A 20,044-nucleotide genomic window follows, 5' to 3' on the forward strand; every position below is an offset into this window, starting at 1 on the left:
CATGGCCATGTCGACCCAATCGCCCGCGCCAATAGCGGACCAAGCAATCGTCAATATCGCGGCTTACAAGTTCGTCCAGCTTTCCTCGCTGGAATCAATGCGAGACCAGCTCAAACAATGCTGCAAACGGCTCGGACTGCGCGGCACCATTTTGCTTAGTCCCGAAGGCATCAATCTATTTCTAGCCGGCTCACGCTCGGCCATCGATGATCTACTGGCCGACCTGCGCGGCCGCCCCGAGTTGCAAGATCTAGAAGTCAAAGAGAGCCTATCCGACCAGCAACCATTCAATCGCATGTTGGTAAAGATCAAACGCGAGATCATCGCCTTTGGTGTCGACGACATCGCGCCAGCCCAGCACACCAGCACCCGCCTATCGGCGCAAGAACTGAAACGCTGGCTCGATGAAGGGCGGCCCGTACGATTGCTGGACACACGCAACGATTACGAAGTTGATCTAGGCACTTTCCGTGGCGCTGAGCGGCTACATATTCAACACTTCCGCGAGTTCCCTTCGGCTTCGGCGACACTGCCTGAACAAGCCAGGCATGAACCGCTGGTCATGTTCTGTACCGGTGGTATCCGTTGCGAGAAAGCCGGACCGATGCTCGAGAAACTGGGCTTCCAGCAAGTCTATCAACTCGAAGGCGGCATCTTGAAGTACTTCGAGGAATGCGGCGGTGCGCATTACGACGGAGGTTGTTTTGTTTTCGATGGCCGCGTAGTGCTGGGCCCCGATCTAAAACCAACCGGCGCGGTGCAATGTTTCCACTGCCAGGCAGTCCTTAATCACGAAGACATTCAATCGCCCAAGTTCGTCTTTGGTAAGTCTTGCCCAAATTGCTACATGACCTCCGACCAACAGCGCGAATCACGACGCCAAGCCAACCAGCAGCGTCTGCAGTTGCTGGCCGCCACGCAACCAGGTTGTCGGCCTTATACAAATCAGCGCCGCTTGCATGTGGCCGCCCGCTTTGCCGGCTTACCGCTAATTGAATTCTTGTGCAGCTATCATCCTCCAACACCGCGCCAGCAGTGGCTGGCATGGATTGCCGATGGCACGCTAACGACTTGCGGCCAACCTGTCTGGGCCGAGCAGCCCGTGCGCGAAGGGCAACGTTTCGACCAAGTGCAAGCCGACTATGTCGAGCCCCCCATACCGCACGATATCCAGATCGTCTACGAAGATGAAGCCTTGATCGTCGTCAACAAACCCGCGGGCCTGCCAGTGCACGCTTGCGGGCGCTATAATCGCAATACGCTCGAATACTTGTTGGCAGATATTTATCGCCCTGAAAAACTGCGAATGGCCCATCGCTTAGATGCGGCCACCAGTGGCCTGGTGGTCCTAACCCGGAAATACGCTTACGCCCGCGTGCTTCAACCGCAATTCACTAGTGGTACAGTGCACAAGACATATGTGTTGAAAGTGCATGGCACAGCTCCCTCGGAGACATTCGATTGCGATGCACCGATCTTGGACGAAGTGCAAGTGGCTGGCAAACGTTGCATCGATCCCAGCGGCGCACTGGCACATACCAAGTTTTGCGAGCTACGCTTGCCAACATTTGCCGGACGCCAGACCATCGATCTTCACAGCCAGGCACAACCGACAACGCTGCTGGTCGCGGAGCCACAAACAGGGCGCACTCATCAGATCCGCTTGCATGCAAGCCATTTGGGATTGCCGATCCTAGGTGACGATCTTTATGGCCAAAATCTTGTCGGACACAATGAACACCCATGTGACGAAGCGGGCCGACTGTGCCTGCATGCCTGGCAACTGGAATTCGATCATCCGCTCACCGGCGAGCGCGTGAAGTTCGAATCAGAACTGCCCAAATTCTGCAATCGATAAGCCCTTCCCACTTTAGCAGATTGCTCGTTTTGGCAAGCCGTGACGGTTGTTACTTTTGCTCGCTGGTTGAAACGTCAGCCTGTTGGCTGACCGTAGCGATTGACTTGCCTATTGGCAGTGTTATGCCGAAAAAAGCGTAGGTGTCATTTGGCGAACAGGTGACGATTACCAGCATTACGCCTTCGGTGATGAAGCATGGACGCAAGCAGACTCGGAAGCCAACGCACGAAAGTGGGTAAACTGTTAGCTGGTCTCCTGGCTGTTGGCGGGGCCATGAGTGCCTGGGCTCGTATCGAAGCCGCAGAAGGCGCGGCAGCGGCTGTAACTCACTACACCCAAGGTACCTTTCGGATTCCGTTTCGCGTCAGTCCCGATGGACGCTGCCCCGAAAGTTTAGACTTGCTAGTCTCGCGAGATTCGGGGCGAACCTGGCAAGTTCATCAGACTGCAGCACCAGCTGAAAACGGGTTTCAGGTTACACAAGCCGACGAGGGTGAGTTCTTGGTCAAGGTGCAAGCTCGCGACGCCCGAGCCGCAGCCGTTAGCCGTTCGATGATGAAACTGATTGTCGATCGCACTCCACCCAAACTGAATCTGACATGCGATTGGCAACCAGACACCGGTCTATTCATTGAGTGCTCTCTCCAAGATCGAAATCTTGATTCGAACACTATACTGCTGGAACTCCGCACCAACCGACAACCGCTATTCATTCAGTTGCAGCCTACTAGCGTGGCACAACAGCTCCATACGTTGAACCTGCAAGCGATAGCACCGCTGCAGAGGTGTGAGAGTTTTGAACTGCGTTTATCGGCTGTCGACCTGGCTGGAAATCGCCAGAGCTACTCGCACCGCTACCGTCATCCCGAGGCCCCCGAGAATTCAGAGTTGCTGCCGGCGCATGAAGAGACGCCAAAGGTCGATAGCCCTCAAGCACCTGCCCGGGACGCGCTGCAGATTGAGCCCAGCGACTGGTCCACTGTAACGCTAGCCGCTCCAGTCAGCCGACCATCGATGCATCTAACCGGCTACACTCGGCCCTCAACCACCGATAGCCAGCCCACATCTGCGCCGATTGAATTAACTCCTCCGGTCGAACCTACCGCCGTAGTTGCCAGTGCCCCTGCCAGCACCTCTGCACTGGAACTGAACGCACCCGAAGTTGTCAGCGTTGCCAGAGCGCCGCGCGTGGAGAGCCAATCGCGGCGTTTGACGTTGGGCTACCAGTTCGACAATCGTGCACCGAGTTCCGTTGTGTCCGTTGAACTCTGGTGCAGCGTCGACCAAGGACAGACTTGGTCGTATTGGGGCAATGATCCAGATTGCCAGAGCCCATGTCGCGTAGAAGTTGATCAAGCAGGTGAATACCACTTTCGCATCGTCAGTCTCACTGGTCCGCAAGACCAGGTTCTGCGTCCCTCGTCAGGCGACGCTGCCGACATCATCGTCAGCGTGCTGCCCGAAAAACCCAAACCCGCGCCGCCAGTGCGCCTGCAACCGGTGAACTAACGCTCCTTGGAGTGCAATGCCCGAGGCACCGCTTTGATTTATGCGTTGACTGCGCCGCAGCCTGCACGCACGCGGCAACGTCCATGACCATTGGTGCTGGCTGCGGTACAGTTGGTTATCACATCAAAGCTGTGGCTAACGCCACAGCACTCCAAAGACCGAGGCTAACGCCTACGGATTAGTCTGGCTCCTAACAATCCGGTCAGGCACGCAGCGTAGATTAACGGCTCGCGGACATCGGATTTAACCAGCATATAGAAATGTATCACGCCCAAGATGGCCACGACATAAGCCAGGCGATGCAGCTTCTTCCAGCGTTTCGCTCCCATCCGCTTAAGCATGTTATTAGTGGAAGTGACGGCCAATGGTACCATCAATAACACCGCAGTCCCGCCCACTTGCAAGTAACGCCTGGTGGCCAGTTCATGCCAGGTGCTCGACAAGTTCAGGCTGCGATCTAGCGTCACATAGATGGCAACATGCATCAGCGCGTAGAAAAAGCCATACAAACCCAGCGCTCGCCGAAACGCAATCCAACCTCCCCAACCGGTCCATGACTTCAGCGGGGTAATCGTCAACGACAACAGCAAGAAAACAAGCGACGACATACCGGTAACATGCAGAGCGCTGGACGTTGGATTGGCACCCAAATTGCCTCTCGTCCAATCCCAAACCAACATAGCCAACGGAACAGCGCCGTTGATGATCACGAGCCAGCGACAGAATTGAACTTGATTCACGCGGGCTTTTCCCAACCTTCAAAAGAAACGACGCAAATCCAAGCCGTCGTATAGGTGAGCAACTTGAGGCTGATAGCCATTAAACATCAGCGTAGGTCGGCGGCGATTCTCGCCAATGCGCAATTCGGTTGCCTGGCTCCAGCGCGGATGATCCACTTCGGGATTTACGTTGGCATAGAAACCGTATTCGTTCGCTGCAAATCGATTCCAACTGGTCGGCGGCTCATCGGCCACTAGCGAAATACGCACGATCGACTTGATGCCTTTGAAACCGTATTTCCATGGCACCACCAAACGCACTGGTGCTCCATCTTGGTTGGGCAAGGTTTGACGATAGAGCCCCGTGGCCAAGAAGGTTAGCGGATGCATGGCTTCGTCCAAGCGCAGGCCCTCGACATATGGCCACTGGAGGATAGGACTTCGCTGGCCGGGCATGCGCTGCGGATCCATCAACGTTTCAAAAGCCACGTACTTGGCACTTGCCTGAGGCGATACGGCTTCTAACAAGTGGTGCAGCGGCACGCCTAACCACGGAATGACCATCGACCAGGCCTCAACACACCGCATGCGATAAATGCGTTCTTGCGGCGCGGACAGGACGTGCAACTGGTCAATCGTAAAGTTGGCCGGTTTATCAACCAGTCCACCGACCTGGATCGACCAGCCCGCAGTTCTGAAGTCAGCTGCCGCCGCTGCCACACCTTCTTTGCTCGTCGTGAATTCGTAGAAGTTGTTGTAGTTGGTGATATACCGCTCAGGCGTCTGCTCATCACGAACCAAAAAACCTCGCTCGATCAACTCATCATCTGTTAATTTTTTAACAGTTCCCTCGGGGTCAGGTTCACCGGTTTGGTTTTGAGATTGGTCGCTGTCTGGTGCCCTTTGGAGAGGTGGGGTCTGCGGGGCGGCCGGCGTGATTGGATTGAACGCCCGGTAAAGACCTGCCGTCGCAGCCACGCTGCCGACCGCCCCAGCGGCGCGCATGATCTGACGACGATTGAAATACACGCTCTTGGGCGTGACTTCCGCAGGATCGATCTTTGGCAGCGGCTCCATCACTTACAGAATTTCAAAATCGGTTTTTAGTTGCACTGCAGTTTACTTAGGCTGAGCCGATAGTATATCCGAGGAACATTGGGCTTCGAACTTTTTGAAGTTTTGACGAAAAAGCTCAGCCAACTTCTGGGCAGCTTGATCGTACAGTTCCCCTGAGCTCCAAGTAGAGCGTGGGTGCAGGATTTGCGAATTCACGTGGGGACAAGTTTGCGGAACGTCGAAGCCGAAGGTGGGATCGCGCACAAAGGCCTGCTTGGCCAGTTCACCCGAATGAATCGCATCGATGATCGCGCGCGTTACCGAGAGCGACATGCGTTTGCCGGTGCCATAAGCGCCGCCGGTCCAACCCGTATTGAGCAACCAGACTTTGGTATCGTGTTTCTTGATCTTCTCGGCTAACAGTTCGGCATATTTGGTGGGGTGCCAAACCAGGAACGCAGCGCCGAAACAGGCGGAGAAGGTGGCCGACGGTTCGTTGACTCCCATTTCCGTGCCAGCCACTTTGGCCGTGTACCCGCTGATGAAGTGATACATGGCGGCTTCGGGTGTTAGGCGGCTAACCGGCGGCAATACTCCGAACGCATCGCAGGTCAGAAAGATAATGTTGCTGGGATGTCCGCCCACGCAAGGCAGTTTGGCGCGTGGGATGAATTCGATCGGATAAGCCACACGTGTATTTTCAGTGATCGAAGCGTCATCATATTTCACATGATGCGTTGAATCATCGTACACCACGTTTTCCAGCACTGCTCCGAAACGAATGGCCGCGTAGATCTCAGGTTCGCTCTGCTGGCTGAGGTTGATTACTTTGGCATAACAACCGCCTTCGATATTGAATACGCCCTCATCCGACCAGCAATGTTCGTCATCGCCAATTAGTTTGCGACTGGGATCGGCCGACAGGGTGGTCTTGCCGGTGCCCGAGAGCCCGAAGAACAGTGAAACATCACCCGTATCGCCTTCGTTGCTGGAACAATGCATCGAGAGTACGCCTCGTTTGGGCATCAAGTAGTTCATGATGGTGAAGACGCCCTTCTTCATCTCGCCGGCGTACTGCGTACCCAGGATCACGAACTCGCGCTCTTCAAAGCTCAGGTCCACGCTGGTGGTACTGGTCATTTGAGCCGTGTAGGGATTGGCTGGAAAATAACCGGCGTTATAGATCACATAGTCAGGCTGATCAAAATCGGCCAGCTGCGCGTCGGTGGGGCGAATGAGCATGTTCTGCATAAACAGAGCATGGTACGCGCTGGTGCAAATCACGCGGATCTTGAGTTGATGGCGCGGATCCCAGCCCGCGTAGCCATCGGTGACGAACAGCTGCGACTTGGTATTCAAGTAATCGCGGGCCCGCTGGCGATTGATCATGAACGAACGTTCGGTCATGCGAATGTTGACGTCACCCCACCAAATGTCGCCTGCCGTATCGGGGGCTTCGACGATGCGTTTGTCTTTCGGACTTCGACCGGTTTTATCGCCGCTGCGTGTTGCCAGCGCACCGCTGGACGCAATAACGGCGTCGTGCCCAATGATGGCATGTTCGTACAGTCGCGCTGGTGTGGCGTTGCGAACAACGTCCTTGACGGTTATGCCCCAAGGCTTCAAATCAAAATCGCTGACCATGCTGCCTCAAAATCCGTGAATGCCAAAACGCTCAAACCGCCTCCAAAATTGGAAGGCATCATTTTAGCGCACCAGCCAGCATTCGCCAGCTACCCACACGCAACAACTTTGATAGCAAGCCACATAATTATAAGATACGGCTTTTGGTACGCCTTTCGCGAACCGTTCTAGCTTGAATACACTGTTACTCGCACAACCGGCTCCTGTTGGACCGCTGGTCTTGTGTGTCAAAGAACCGCAATGTCCCATTGAATCGCGCACTAAGGATCGAGCATGTCGGACTCCCTAATGTCCCGGTTGAACCAGGTTGGCCAGACGCAACTGCTGCGTTTCGCCCAAGAGCTTTCGCCCGCTCAACTCCAGCGTTTGGAACAACAGATCGCAGCCATCGACTTTACCCAGCTCGATCAATTGGTGGCAGGACACGACAAGGCCGTGGATTGGCAGGCGTTGTCGCGAGTGGCGATGGCTCCACCAGCGGTGCGTCGCGATCAACCCGATGCGAGATACTCGGCCGAAGCAGCCCGCGCGGCCGGCCAAGAGGCGCTACGAGCCGGCAAGGTCGCCATGCTCTTGGTGGCCGGTGGTCAGGGCACGCGATTGGGTTTCGATTTGCCCAAAGGCATGTTTCCGATCGGACCGGTCAGCGGTCGCACGCTGTTTCAGATGCTCTGCGATCGCTTGGTGGCCATGGGTCGGCGCTACGGTGCCGATATTCCGCTGTACATCATGACCAGCCCCGCCACCGACGAAGAGACTCGCGAGTATTTTGCACGCGAAAATCGCTGTGGACTGAAGCCAGACCAGTTGCACTTCTTTTGCCAAGGCCAAATGCCAGCGGTCGATTCGCAAACCGGCAAGGTGCTGTTGGCTGCCAAAGACGAAGTAGCCCTTAGTCCCGATGGCCATGGCGGAATCGTGACTGCCCTCAGCAAATCCGGCTCGCTGGCCGACGCCCAAAAGCGCGGAATCGAGCTGTTTTATTACGCGCAAATCGACAATCCGCTAGCCGAAGTCTGCGATCCGCTGCTGATTGGCTATCACCTGCTGGCCAAGAGCGAACTGACCACGCAAGTTGTTCGCAAACGCTTTGCCAAAGAAAAAGTTGGCAACGTGGTCAGCATCGAAGGCAAGGTCCAGATAATTGAATACAGCGATTTACCAGACGATGTGGCGGAACATAAGTCGCCCGATGGCGCTTTGAGACTTTGGGCCGGCAATATCGCTATCCATGTTTTTGATCGAAGTTTTCTCGAGCGAGTTTCGCAGTCAGGCAGTGGCTTGCCTTTCCATCGGGCTTTGAAGAAAGTGCCTTACGTCGATCAGTCTGGCCAGATAGTTGCGCCTGCCGAGCCCAATGCGACCAAGTTTGAACGCTTTGTGTTTGACTTGTTGCCGCTGGCAAAAAATGCCTTGGTGGTCGAATCGGATGCCAGCCGCGTCTTTGCTCCGGTTAAGAATGCGGACGGAGCAGCGGTCGATACTCCACAGCTTGCCAAAGAAGCCATCTTGCGATTGCATCGCGAGTGGCTGGAAGCAGTCGGCGTGCGGATCGACGAAGGTATCCGAGTCGAAATTCATCCCGGCTGGGCCGTGGACGAGAACGAGGTTCAAGAAAAAATTAGCGGTGATTTGCATATCACTACCGATACCTTCTTGATGTGAGTTGGCGAATTGCGATTCTGCTGAATGCGAACAAGCACACCCTCGATTGCCTTTACAGGCAGCTAAAGCTCCGATGCGAGCTGGCGACACGGATTGCGAGGCTGTGACAAGTACGTGGTGGGCACACTAAAGATTCCTTGGCGAAGGCCGGTGGATGGGGCCGGTCCGATAGTGGCACTCATTTGCCTAACCTACAATGCCGATGCTTAAGTTTTAATATAGGGTTCATGCGAATTTCGTCAGCGGAGAGTTTGTAGTGTTACACGCGGTTATCATGGCGGGCGGCTCTGGTACGCGATTTTGGCCTGCAAGCCGGGTCGACTATCCCAAACAGCTTTTGCGCATGGTTGGAAGTGAAACCATGCTTCAATCGACCTTTACGCGTCTGGCCGGGCTGGTCTCGCCCGAACACACCCTCATCATGACCAATAAACAATTGGTCGATCCCGTGCGCCAGCAACTTCCGGATGTGCCACCGGAGCAGGTTATCGGCGAACCGATGAAGCGCGACACGGCCGCTTGCATCGGGTTGGCTGCCAGCCTGATCCTAAACGCTGACCCCAACGGGATCATGTTGGTTTTGCCAGCCGATCACGTCATCAAGACGCAACAACAGTTTCAAGACTGCATGCGCAATGGTATGCGTTTGATCGAACAATCGCCCGATCGCATCGTCACCTTTGGCATTCGCCCCACCTATGCCGCCGAGTCGTTCGGCTACATTCAGCGTGGTCAGTCGCTGAAGGATTCGCAGGCTGGCGCCGCTTTTGGTGTCGCTTCATTCCGCGAAAAGCCCGACCGGCATACGGCCGAGCAGTATTTGCAAGCTGGCACGTACTACTGGAACAGCGGCATTTTCATGTGGCGGGCTCAGACGATTATGACCGCCTTGCGTCAGTTCGAACCGGCCATGATGCAACACATCGACGCAATTGCCGCTTCGGTTGGTACGCCGCGTTTCGCTTTTACGTTGCAAAAAGAATTCGAACAGATCGCTGGCAAGTCCATCGACTACGCAGTCATGGAACGTTATGACGATGTAGCGGTCATCGAAGTACCGTTTACTTGGGATGACGTCGGAAGTTGGCAAGCCATCGGCCGCTTGACCGCACCGGATGAACAAGGCAACTGCGTGCAAGGCAAATTTTTGCCCATCGAAAGTCAACGCATGATTGTCTATGGCGACGCTGAACACCTGATCGTGACCATCGGCATGCAAGACACGATCGTCGTGCACACACCCAACGCCACCTTGGTAGCTCCCAAAAACGAAGAAGAACGTGTCCGCGAAGTCGTCAAGCAACTCCAAGCCCGCGGCTGGGACAAATACCTGTAGCCGAACATCTCGTTTAACCCGTAGCCGTCAGGCGAGGTGCACCTGCTAGCCAATCGCTGCGTTTACCTGAGCATCAACGTGCTTAAGACGGAACCTCGGCCCCGCAGAGACCACGACTTCGATTGCTTTGCCTGCGGCGACGGGTTAAACGATTAGCCGTCAGGCGAGGTGCACCTGCTAGCCAATCGCTGCGTTTACCTGAGCGTCAACGTGCTTAAGACGGAACCTCGGCCCCGCAAAGACCACGACTTCGATTGCCTTGCCTGCGGCGACGGGTTAAACGATTAGCCGTCAGGCGAGATGCACCTGCTAGCCAATCGCTGCGTTTACCTGAGCATCAACGTGCTTAAGACGGAACCTCGGCCCCGCAGAGACCACGACTTCGATTGCCTTGCCTGCGGCGACGGGTTAAACGATTAGCCGTCAGGCGAGGTGCACCTGCTAGCCAATCGCTGCGTTTACCTGAGCGTCAACGTGCTTAAGACGGAACCTCGGCCCCGCAGAGACCACGACTTCGATTGCCTTGCCTGCGGCGACGGGTTAAACGATTAGCCGTCAGGCGAGGTGAACCTGCTAGCCAATCGCTGCGTTTACCTGAGCGTCAACGTGCTTAAGACGGAACCTCGGCCCCGCAGAGACCACGACTTCGATTGCCTTGCCTGCGGCGACGGGTTAAACGATTAGCCGTCAGGCGAGGTGCACCTGCTAGCCAATCGCTGCGTTTACCTGAGCGTCAACGTGCTTAAGACGGAACCTCGGCCCCGCAGAGACCACGACTTCGATTGCCTTGCCTGCGGCGACGGGTTAAACGATTAGCCGTCAGGCGAGGTGCACCTGCTAGCCAATCGCTGCGTTTACCTGAGCATCAACGTGCTTAAGACGGAACCTCGGCCCCGCAGAGACCACGACTTCGATAGCCTTGCCTCCTTCGGCTACGGGTTAAACGATTCGGGCCTATCCTACGGGGTGCCTTGCCAGTACGATTAAGGGCCGAAAACTCTTTACGCTCACCCTTGGGATCGCTTTGGTCGTATGTCGTTAAGCAATTGGATTAGCGGACGCGTCTTTAAATTCGTCCATGGCAACAATCTCGTCTACAACACTTGCTGGGAAGACCCTCGGCTTGACCGTCAGGCGCTGGAACTGACCCAGCAAGACCGCGTGTTGGTTATTACCTCGGCTGGTTGCAATGCGCTGGACTATGCGATTGCAGGTGCCGGACACGTGCATGCGGTCGATATGAATCCGCGTCAGAATGCCCTTTTAGAGCTAAAGATCGCCGGTATTCGACTCCTGCAATACGAAGACTATTACAAGCTGTTTGGTGACGGATATCATCCGCGCGCCGCCGAGTTGTACCAAAGAACACTTCGCAATTCGATTTCGACTTGGGCTCAGAGCTATTGGGACCGGTGGATCAAGTTCTTCGACAGTCCCAAACGCAGCTTTTACTTCAGGGGCACATCGGGCAGTTTTGCCCGCGGGATCAACTTCTATATTGATCGCGTCGCCCGAGTTCGGCCCGAGATCAACGAACTAATGAATGCCCAAACCGTCGAAGAACAATCCCGCATCTACGAACAGATCCGCGATCGCTTTTGGCGACGAAGTTTGCGTTTTGCGATGAACCGCGACACGACGCTCTCGATGCTGGGAGTACCCAAGGCCCAGCGTCGCCAAATCGAAACGCAGTACCCGGGCGGTATCTTGCGATTCATCGAAGACTCGATGGAAGCGGTATTTGCCAAACTGCCGATCCGCGACAACTACTTTTGGCGCGTGTATATCACGGGCAAATACAGCCCGACCTGTTGCCCCGAATATCTGAAGCCCGACAATTTTCAGGCTCTCAAGCAGAATCAAGTCGCCAATGTTTCGGTACATACCGACAGTGTGGAAGGTTTTTTGACCAAGACCGACCAGCAAATCTCGCGATTCGTGTTGCTCGACCACATGGACTGGTTGTCGGACCACTTCTTCCCGCTGTTGGAATCGGAGTGGCAAGCCATCCTCAAACGCGCCGCGCCTGGGGCACGCGTTCTGTGGCGTAGTGGCGGATTGCGGACTGAGTTCATCGACAATGTGAATGTGTTGGTCGATGGCGTCCCGCGGCGTTTGCCGGAATTGCTGACCTATAACACCGATCTAGCCACGCAATTGCATGAGCTGGATCGCGTGCATACCTACGGCAGCTTTTACATTGCCCACCTGGCTGCCTAAGGGAACAGCATGTCGTTATTGTCAGACTTGCGAATCCTGTATCACCTGGTGCTGCGACCAGTACGTGGTAAGAGCCACGCTGAGCGGATGGAGAATTTTTATTCGGGGCAAGCCGATGCCTACGATGACTTTCGTAAACGCCTGCTGCATGGTCGCGAAGAGTTGTATCGACAAATCGAGCTACCGCAGCAAGGAATCTGGGTCGACCTGGGTGGCGGCACCGGCTCGAATCTCGAGTTCATTCATGATCGCGTGCCCCAGTTGAAACGCGCGTACGTGGTCGATCTGGCGTCTTCGCTGCTGGACGTGGCCCGCCGGCGTTTTCTCAAAAACAACTGGCAACACGTTGATGCCATCGAGGCAGATGCCACCACCTGGCAACCGCCCGAAGGCCAAGTCGATGTGGTCACTTTTTCGTATTCGCTGACCATGATTCCCGATTGGTTTGCCGCCGTCGAAAACGCTCTGCGGATGCTCAAGCCCGGTGGCGTTATTGGCGTGGTCGATTTTTATGTCTCGCGCAAACATGTCAGCGGTGACACCGCCAAGCATTCCTGGTTCACGCGCAGTTTCTGGCCCGTGTGGTTTGCCAGTGACAACGTGTTCCCCTCGCCTGATCACTTGCCATTTTTGCGATCACATTTCGAACAAATTTGGTGCAAGGAGGCCCGATCCAAAGTACCCTATGTTCCATTGATTCGCACTCCTTATTACCAATTCATCGGTCGCAAGCGCTGACCCAACTTCGGGCGCAGCCTAAAGCGACCTGCGGCTGCTGCTATGCGCGTACTGCTATCTGCGTTCGAACCCTACGACCAATGGACGACCAACGCCAGTTGGCTGGCACTAGTCGAACTGCTGCGAGAGCGACCGACCAATGGTTCCTTGGTCACCCGCCGCTATCCAGTCGACTTTGAACGCATGCGCTCGGCTCTCTATAAAGACCTCAGCCAGGGCTTTGACGCGGTCCTGCATTTGGGACAAGCGCCGGGCTCGACCGCTATCCGCCTCGAATCGCTCGCCGTCAACGCCGGTGGCTCCATTGCCCAAGGTGGCGAAGCGCTCGACAAGCTAGTCAGCGATGGACCAGAAGCTTATCGCACGCGCATGCCCCTGGATCGCTGGTGCCACAAATTGCGCGAGCAGTCGATTCCGACGCAGATCTCGTATCATGCTGGTACATATTTGTGCAATGCAATCATGTATATGTCGCATCACTGGGTCGCGCATTCCGAGCGTTCGATCCCCGTGGGCTTCATTCACCTGCCACTAACTCTGCAGCAAGCCAGCGAGAAGGCCAGCCAGTCCCTGCCAGCTCTGCCAGTGGAAACCATGGCCAAAGCCATCGGCATTATCCTGGACGACATGAGCCCCGAAGACGACATCGCCTAAACTGTAGCGGAAGCCGTCAAGGCTTTCGGTTTACCTGTCAGACTTCGAAATGCTTGACGCATTCCGCTACGGCTCAGACTTCGAAATGCTTGACGCATTCCGCTACGGATTGTTCAAACCGCTAAACGCATTTTGCTGACTAGCGATCCGCCCCCAAAATAAGTATGCCGACTCATGCCTTGTTGCAATTTCATCTTCGCGCACGCATACTTTAGCTTTCCTGCCTTAATTCCCACCTAGCAATAGAGGCCGTCGGTGTCACCAAGGACACGGTAACCGCAGCCTTCCTGCCACGCCCGCCAGTAAAAAAGGATCGAGCCATTATGGATCGACTCGTCCGCCGACGCCTGAATACCGTGATGGTAGCGTTGTGCCTGGTTGGTACTCACTCCAACCTGTTTGCGCAAGGCCCCGAAGCAGTCAGTCCGGCTACAACCACACCTGCTCCGGCAGCTGTGGCCGCTGAACCCACGCCAGCTCCGGCCGCACAGCCGGTTGCCGAACCGCTGCATGCGGCAATCGATCGATTGATCGTGACCGAGCTGCCGCATTTGTCGGCACTTCCCGCTCCCGACAGTTTGTTTTTGCGTCGCCTATCACTCGACCTGCGCGGAGTGGTACCGACGGCAGAAGAATTCGCTGCTTTCAAGGCGGACGCGGATCCCAATAGACGCGCTGCATGGGTCGATCGCTTTATGGCTGATCCCTTGCACCAAGAGCACCTGGTTGACTGGCTGGATAAAACATTGATGCAGCGACGGCCGTTTGCGCAGGTCGATCGCAATGCATGGCTGAAGTGGTTGCGTGATAGTGTCGAAGCCAAAACGCCTTTGCATACGCTGGTCAATCAGATTCTGACGGCCAATTGGTGGGACAACAGCCAGCGGCCTGCCTTGCGTTTCTTTTTGGAACGCACGGGCGATCCTCACTTGATCACGCGCGATCTTTCGCGTGTCATGTTGGGGCGAGACATGCAGTGCAATCAGTGTCACGATCATCCACTAGTGGCTGAGTATCGGCAAGTCGATTATCAAGGCATGTTTGCTTTTGTGTCGGCCAGTTCCATGATCGAAGGCAGCACTAAAGACGACAAAGGTGCCGAGGTCAAATCGCAACTGTATATCGAACGCCCCGGTGCCGACGCGCCCTTTGAGTCTGTATTTGAAAAGGGTGTTGCCCTGCGTACCGGTCCGCGATTGCCCGTGAGTACCGAGATCTTCGAGACCTACTTGGCACCGGACGCGCGTATTCAGCCTGAGCCGCAACCCACAGCCTATGTTGGTGCACCGAAACGGCCCGTGCAAAGTCGACGAGCGCTGCTGGCCGAGCAGTTGACCAGCCAGCACACGCGGCCATTGGCACGCAACTTTGCCAATCGCATTTGGGCCATCGCCTTTGGTCGAGGACTGGTTCATCCGCTGGACATGCATCATGCAGATAATCCGCCGTCCAATCCGGAATTGCTTGACCATCTAACCAGCGCTTTGATCGATATGCAGTTTGACTACGATCGACTGCTGAAAGAATTGGTACTCACAAGCGCCTATGGCCGCGGGGCTGAGGCTGAGTTTCAACCCTGGCCAATTGCGATGACCGCGCCCATCGATGCAGGGGCTTCGGAGTTGGCGGAACTGGCGACCGTAGCCACCAGCCGCAAAGATGCGCTCAATGCCGAGTTAACCCAAGCCAATGAAGCCGAAAAGGCCAGTGATCAAGAATTCGAAAAGGTCGGTATTGCTTGGCGCGAAGCACAAACGGCTCGCAATACAGCTCGCTCCGAATTGGACAAGGCCGAGGCAGCTTTCAACGACGTCAAGAAGAAAAGTGATGACGCCGCAGCTGCTCATCAGGTGGCTGCCAAGAAACACCAGGATGCCAACAGCCGCATAGCCCTGATCGACGAGGCTGCTGCCAAGTTGCAGCAAGCCATCGGTTTATCAGCCGGTGGGGCCGATGCGGAGTTAACTGCTGCGATCACGACTTCCAAGGCCAAGGCTGATGCCGCGCGAGCTGAGTTGCCCGCCTTGGAAAAGGGCGCTGCCGATGCCAAAGCTGCGGCGGATGCGGCGCTGGCGGCAGTGGAGGCACCGCGGTCCAAAGTCATGGAAATGGCTGCCGCCCTGGATGTGCAACAAAAGGCTTTGGCTGTGGTCGATACCAGTTACACTGCAGTTCGCCAGGCCTGGGCCGTTCAGCGCTCGCTCACGGCCCGACTGACTCAACAGATCGATCGCTGCGATCATTGCCTGGCGATGGTCCAGACAATCGCCGCAGCTCGCAATCAAGCTGGCCAGCGAAGTACCGTTGAGTCGCAACTAGTTGCCGAACAGGGCAAGCTGCCGGGCTTGGAAGCGCAAGCGAAACAGGCTGCCGATGCATTGACCGCTGGCAATCAACAAATGGCCGACGCCAACACAACATTGGCGGCAGCCAAACAAGCGCTAATCTCGCATGAAGCCGAGTTGGCTCAGCTGCGCGAAGCCTTGGCTCAACTGGACAAGACAACTGTGTTAGTCAGCACGCCTGATCCTTTGAAAGCCGCCAGCGCTGCGATCAATGAAACACTCGCCGCCAAGACCGCGGCCACTGCGGGTCTGGCCACGACCATCGCACAAAACGAACAAGCAGTCGTGACCGCCACGACCAACCTGGCCGCGCTACAATCAAACCAGGCGGCCGCCGGCCAGGCGCTGACCGCGCAGCAGAACATCATCACCACCAAACAGGCTGAACTGGCCACGCAAATCGCCGGCCTGAATGAATCGATCAGCCAAGCGCGCGATGCCTGGCAAACAGTGATGCATGAGCAACAAGTGCAAGTGGCCATCGGGGCTACTCGGCCTCTATCGCCTGAGCAACTCGGTCAAAGCATTTTGCGCGTCACCGGTATTTTTGATAACTATGTCAATGTGGAACTGGCTGAGTTGCAGAAGAGTTCACCGCTGCCTGAAGGTGCCGATGCGGCCACCGTGGCCAAGCGTCAACAGCAAGCGGTGCGCGGGGCGTGGGACAAATTGCGCGGCAACATCGACATCTTTGCCAGCCTGTATGCATCGGGAGTTGGTCAAACGGCGGACGAGTATTTTGCTTCGCCCGATCAAGCTCTCTACATGGCCAATGGCGGCGCGGTCTTTCCATGGTCAGGCCCTAATGGTCAAAACGTTACTGCACGGATGATCTCCCAGAAAGACAACGCGGCGGCTGCGGCCGAGTTGTACAACATCCTGCTGGCCCGCGATCCGCAGCCCAGCGAAGTTGCCTTTGTTTCCGAACAACTGACTGCTGCCGGGGATGCCCGCGCAGCGGTTTGCCAAGAATTGGTTTGGGCCACCTTAACCGGCGTCGAGTTTCGTTTCTATCGCTAGTTTCAATCGCTAGTCAAACCGTAGGATTCGCTGAGGTTCATAACGAAATGCAACGTGCAACTTATGCCTGTGGAACTCGAGAACATTCCTTCCGCCGCCGAGGTTTTTTAGGCGCGCTGGCCGGTACCACGGTTGTCGGCAGCCTGGGATGGCTGACGCGCGGTCTGGCCGCCGATGAGATGAAAGCTCAAGACAAACGCGTGCTGGTCTTCAATATGCATGGCGGCTTGAGCCAATTGGAAAGCTGGGATCCAAAACCCAGCACTAAAACCGGTGGACCATGTCGAGCTATTCCCACCAGTGTCCCCGGTATTCACATTAGCGAACTATTGCCTTACACCGCACAGCAAATGCATCACTTGTGTTTGATGCGCGGCGTGAATACTTCTGAAGATGATCACGGCAAGGGCGCTTACATGATGTTGACCGGTCGCCGTCAAACGGCTGCCGCCGACTACCCACAAATCGGATCCGTTACGGCCAAGATGTTGGCCAACCAGTCGCAAACTCTACCTGGGCATATCGTCATCACCCCAGGCGCTGGTGGCGGGCGCGGCAATGAGTCAGCCTACCTGGGGCCACGTTACAACAGCATCGGACTCGACGGCCAAAAGCCGCCGCTTTATTCGGCCAAGCCTGACGGCATGGCTGACGATGTCGAGAAGCGTCGGCATACCTTTCGAGAACGCATCAATAGTGAATTCCTCTCCCGCGGTCGCACCGCGGTGACCGATGCGTACACGCATAGCTACGATCAAGCCCTGCGCCTCATGGAACGCCGCGATGTGTTTGACGTCAACAAAGAGTCGGAGAGCGACCAAGATCGCTACGGCAAGACCGACTTTGGTCGTCAGTGTTTACTAGCGCGACGCCTGCTGTCCAATGGCGTCTCGTTCGTTCAAGTAACGCACTCCAACTACGACACGCACAACGAGAACTTCAATTTCCATCTCGAACAGCTCGGTGAGTTCGACAAGCCATTTGCGACGTTGGTGTCCGACCTCCACACGTTAGGGCTGCTCGATCAAACGTTGGTGGTGGTGCTCAGCGAATTTGGTCGCACACCGAATATCAACTTATACTATGGCCGCGATCACTGGTCGAAAGCCTGGACAGTTGTCATGGGCGGAGCCAAGGTTGCGCGTGGGGCAGCCTTCGGAGCGACCAACGCGGAAGGCACTGAAGTGGTCGATGGTCAGGTGGATCACGGTGGACTCTTCCACACATACCTGCAAGCCGTGGGGGTCGATTCGACGCAATCTCTCATGGTCGACGGCCGCGAGTTGCCATTGGCGGATCCAGCCAGCCAGCCCATCTGGAAAGTCTTGGCGTAACAAAGGCAACGTAGCGGAATGCGTCAAGCATTTCGATGGAACTTTCCAACGTACCGGAATGCGTCAAGCATTTCGAGACAAATGTCCACGTAGCGGAATGCGTCAAGCATTTCGAGACAAATGCTGCCCGAAAGATTGAAAGCCCTGACGGCTTCCGCTAAGCCATGACATTGACCTGAAAGAAAATCTGCATGTTTCCCCAACAACCCGCTATCGACATCAAGCAAGCCAAAGTCATTGGAGATTGGACTTACGATCGCCCCTTGTTGGCGGTGCGCATTAGTCCGACGGGTTTGATCGCTGTCACCAGCAGCGAAGATTATCAACTGCAACGCTGGGACTTGGCCACCGGAGGTCGGATTGCGTTTAAAGGTCATGAGAGCTGGGTGCATGCGCTGCAATTTTCAGCCGATGGACAAGAGTTGGTCTCGGGTGGCTGTGAAGGCACATTGGCGTGGTGGAATATTCTCGACGCCGAGCCGAAACCGAAGCGCACGGTTCAAGCGCACACGGGCTGGATTCGCGCGATCGATCGTAGTCCCGATGGCAGTTTGATCGCTTCGGTGGGCAACGATGCGGTGGTTCGGGTGTGGGCCAATGCGACTGGCGAGAAGGTTGCGGAACTGCCGGGCCACGAACGGCACATCTACAGTGTGCTGTTTCATCCCGATGGCAAACATTTGCTAACGGGCGATCTGGTTGGCAAACTGAATTTGTGGAACTTGGAAACCAAGCAACTTGAACGCAGCTTCGATGCCAAGCCTTTGCACACGTATGAGGGCGGTCAGCGCGTCGACTTTGGTGGCGTGCGCGGACTGGCCCTGACGCCCAATGGTGCTCAGTTGTGTGCGGGCGGATTGCACAAGGCTACCAATCCACTGGGAGCCGTACATGAACCTCTCGTGTTGAGATTTGACATGGCCGATGGCAAGTTGCTCAAATCGCATGCGTGCGATGGTATTCCTGGCGGGGTCATCTGGCGTTTGCAAAGCTTGCCTGACGGAACGATTATGGGCGTGACCGGCGGCAGTAGTGGGGGTATTTTGCTGTTCTTCAATGACCAGCAAGACAAAGAGATTCACCGATTCCAGTTACCCGCGCTGGCTCGCGACATGGATCTGCACCTGCCAACTGCCCGGGTCGCCACTGCCCATTCAGACCACCACCTCCGCGTAACCTCGATCGCAGTCGCCTAGACAATTCCCCGTAGCGGAAGCCATCAAGGCTTTCGTTGAATCGTGGTAGCGGAAGCCGTCAAGGCTTTCGCATACCCCACTTGCCCTTGCCGGGATTTTGGGGCCATGGTACTCTATGGGGCTTCGCACAATATAACGTCAACACAACCTAACAACTGTTCGTTCGGAGGCAGGGCTCGTGGGAGTAAAGAAGACTGGCAAAGGTCGTCGAAAGATTGGTCGCAAGAAACGACGCATGCGAGCCCGCATTCGCCATCGCAAGAAATAACCTCCTGTGAACCTCTTGGCGCTGGTCGCGAATTGCGGTCAGCGCCTATTCTTGGTTACTGGTACTTTTCTTTGATACCTGGCATGAATAGCAGCGACAAAACTTCGGCAACGCGTCTCGGTCTAGTTTTGTTTGCTGTGTATTTGGCGTTCTATGTCGTATTCGTGCTGGTGAGTGCTTTTGCGTCCAGCCTGCTGGAGTTGCAAGTTTTCGGCGGATTGAACTTGGCCGTCGTGTACGGTTTCTTCCTTATCGTGCTAGCGTTTTTGTTAGCCATTCTGTACGGCTCGCTAAGCCGTTAGCGAATCATTTATCGCTGCCCCTCTGTAGAGCTTCTATCCCCTGCCGCTCTGACTTGCTTGCATTGCACGATAACGTGCGCGCGGGGACAGCCCCCGCGCTCGTACAGCGTCTGTCCCCCAGCCGCTCCACCCGCGCTCTCTCGAGTCTGTCACACCCACGTCTGTCCCCGATCTCGAGTG

14 protein-coding genes are annotated in these 20,044 nt (G+C 55.8%); 11 read left to right on the forward strand and 3 right to left on the reverse strand.

Annotated features, from left to right (window positions below):
* Position 1: 1 nt before the first annotated feature.
* Both SH573x_RS24180 and SH573x_RS24185 read left to right on the forward strand, forming a co-directional pair.
* The gene (locus tag SH573x_RS24180) at positions 2-1,858 is read left to right on the forward strand and encodes a sulfurtransferase (RefSeq protein ID WP_479350524.1); all 1,857 of its coding nucleotides are present in this window, start codon (positions 2-4) and stop codon (positions 1,856-1,858) included.
* A gap of 195 nt (positions 1,859-2,053) precedes the next feature.
* Entirely contained in the window at positions 2,054-3,367 is a 1,314-nt protein-coding gene (locus SH573x_RS24185; protein WP_479350526.1) for a hypothetical protein, read from the forward strand.
* 164 nt (positions 3,368-3,531) lie between these two features.
* On the opposite strand, the gene msrQ is transcribed toward SH573x_RS24185, so the two are convergent.
* Genes msrQ through pckA form a run of 3 tightly spaced genes read right to left on the reverse strand, consistent with a single transcriptional unit; the run spans position 3,532 to position 6,786 of the window.
* Complete coding sequence (gene msrQ, locus SH573x_RS24190; protein WP_479350527.1) at positions 3,532-4,107, reverse strand: protein-methionine-sulfoxide reductase heme-binding subunit MsrQ; 576 nt, start codon at positions 4,105-4,107, stop codon at positions 3,532-3,534.
* 18 nt (positions 4,108-4,125) lie between these two features.
* Positions 4,126-5,163 (reverse strand): protein-methionine-sulfoxide reductase catalytic subunit MsrP, encoded by a 1,038-nt coding sequence (msrP, locus tag SH573x_RS24195; RefSeq protein ID WP_479350528.1) that lies wholly within the window; start codon positions 5,161-5,163, stop codon positions 4,126-4,128.
* Positions 5,164-5,205: 42 nt separating this feature from the next.
* A complete protein-coding gene (gene pckA, locus SH573x_RS24200) occupies positions 5,206-6,786 on the reverse strand; it encodes a phosphoenolpyruvate carboxykinase (ATP) (protein WP_479350529.1) in 1,581 nt (526 codons plus the stop codon).
* A gap of 273 nt (positions 6,787-7,059) precedes the next feature.
* Between pckA and SH573x_RS24205 the strand changes: the two genes are divergently transcribed.
* The 9 genes from SH573x_RS24205 (at position 7,060) to SH573x_RS24245 (ending at position 19,864) form a co-directional block, all read left to right on the forward strand.
* Positions 7,060-8,451: a UTP--glucose-1-phosphate uridylyltransferase gene (locus tag SH573x_RS24205; protein WP_479350530.1), complete on the forward strand. Its 1,392-nt coding sequence runs from the start codon at positions 7,060-7,062 to the stop codon at positions 8,449-8,451.
* A gap of 274 nt (positions 8,452-8,725) precedes the next feature.
* The gene (locus tag SH573x_RS24210) at positions 8,726-9,787 is read left to right on the forward strand and encodes a mannose-1-phosphate guanylyltransferase (protein WP_479356802.1); all 1,062 of its coding nucleotides are present in this window, start codon (positions 8,726-8,728) and stop codon (positions 9,785-9,787) included.
* Between the two features lie 1,032 nt (positions 9,788-10,819).
* The gene (locus SH573x_RS24215) at positions 10,820-12,007 is read left to right on the forward strand and encodes a BtaA family protein (RefSeq protein ID WP_479350531.1); all 1,188 of its coding nucleotides are present in this window, start codon (positions 10,820-10,822) and stop codon (positions 12,005-12,007) included.
* 9 nt (positions 12,008-12,016) lie between these two features.
* Entirely contained in the window at positions 12,017-12,745 is a 729-nt protein-coding gene (locus tag SH573x_RS24220) for a class I SAM-dependent methyltransferase (RefSeq protein ID WP_479350533.1), read from the forward strand.
* 42 nt (positions 12,746-12,787) lie between these two features.
* Positions 12,788-13,399: a pyroglutamyl-peptidase I gene (locus tag SH573x_RS24225; protein WP_479350535.1), complete on the forward strand. Its 612-nt coding sequence runs from the start codon at positions 12,788-12,790 to the stop codon at positions 13,397-13,399.
* A 323-nt stretch (positions 13,400-13,722) separates the two neighbouring features.
* The gene (locus tag SH573x_RS24230) at positions 13,723-16,764 is read left to right on the forward strand and encodes a DUF1549 domain-containing protein (protein WP_479350537.1); all 3,042 of its coding nucleotides are present in this window, start codon (positions 13,723-13,725) and stop codon (positions 16,762-16,764) included.
* A 47-nt stretch (positions 16,765-16,811) separates the two neighbouring features.
* Positions 16,812-18,098 (forward strand): DUF1501 domain-containing protein, encoded by a 1,287-nt coding sequence (locus SH573x_RS24235; protein ID WP_479350539.1) that lies wholly within the window; start codon positions 16,812-16,814, stop codon positions 18,096-18,098.
* Positions 18,099-18,289: 191 nt separating this feature from the next.
* On the forward strand, positions 18,290-19,294 hold the full coding sequence (locus SH573x_RS24240; RefSeq protein WP_479350541.1) for a WD40 repeat domain-containing protein: 1,005 nt from the start codon (positions 18,290-18,292) through the stop codon (positions 19,292-19,294).
* A 351-nt stretch (positions 19,295-19,645) separates the two neighbouring features.
* Entirely contained in the window at positions 19,646-19,864 is a 219-nt protein-coding gene (locus tag SH573x_RS24245; RefSeq protein ID WP_479350542.1) for a DUF485 domain-containing protein, read from the forward strand.
* Positions 19,865-20,044: the final 180 nt, after the last annotated feature.

The sequence above is a fragment of the Rania fehmarnensis genome, from assembly GCF_056494185.1.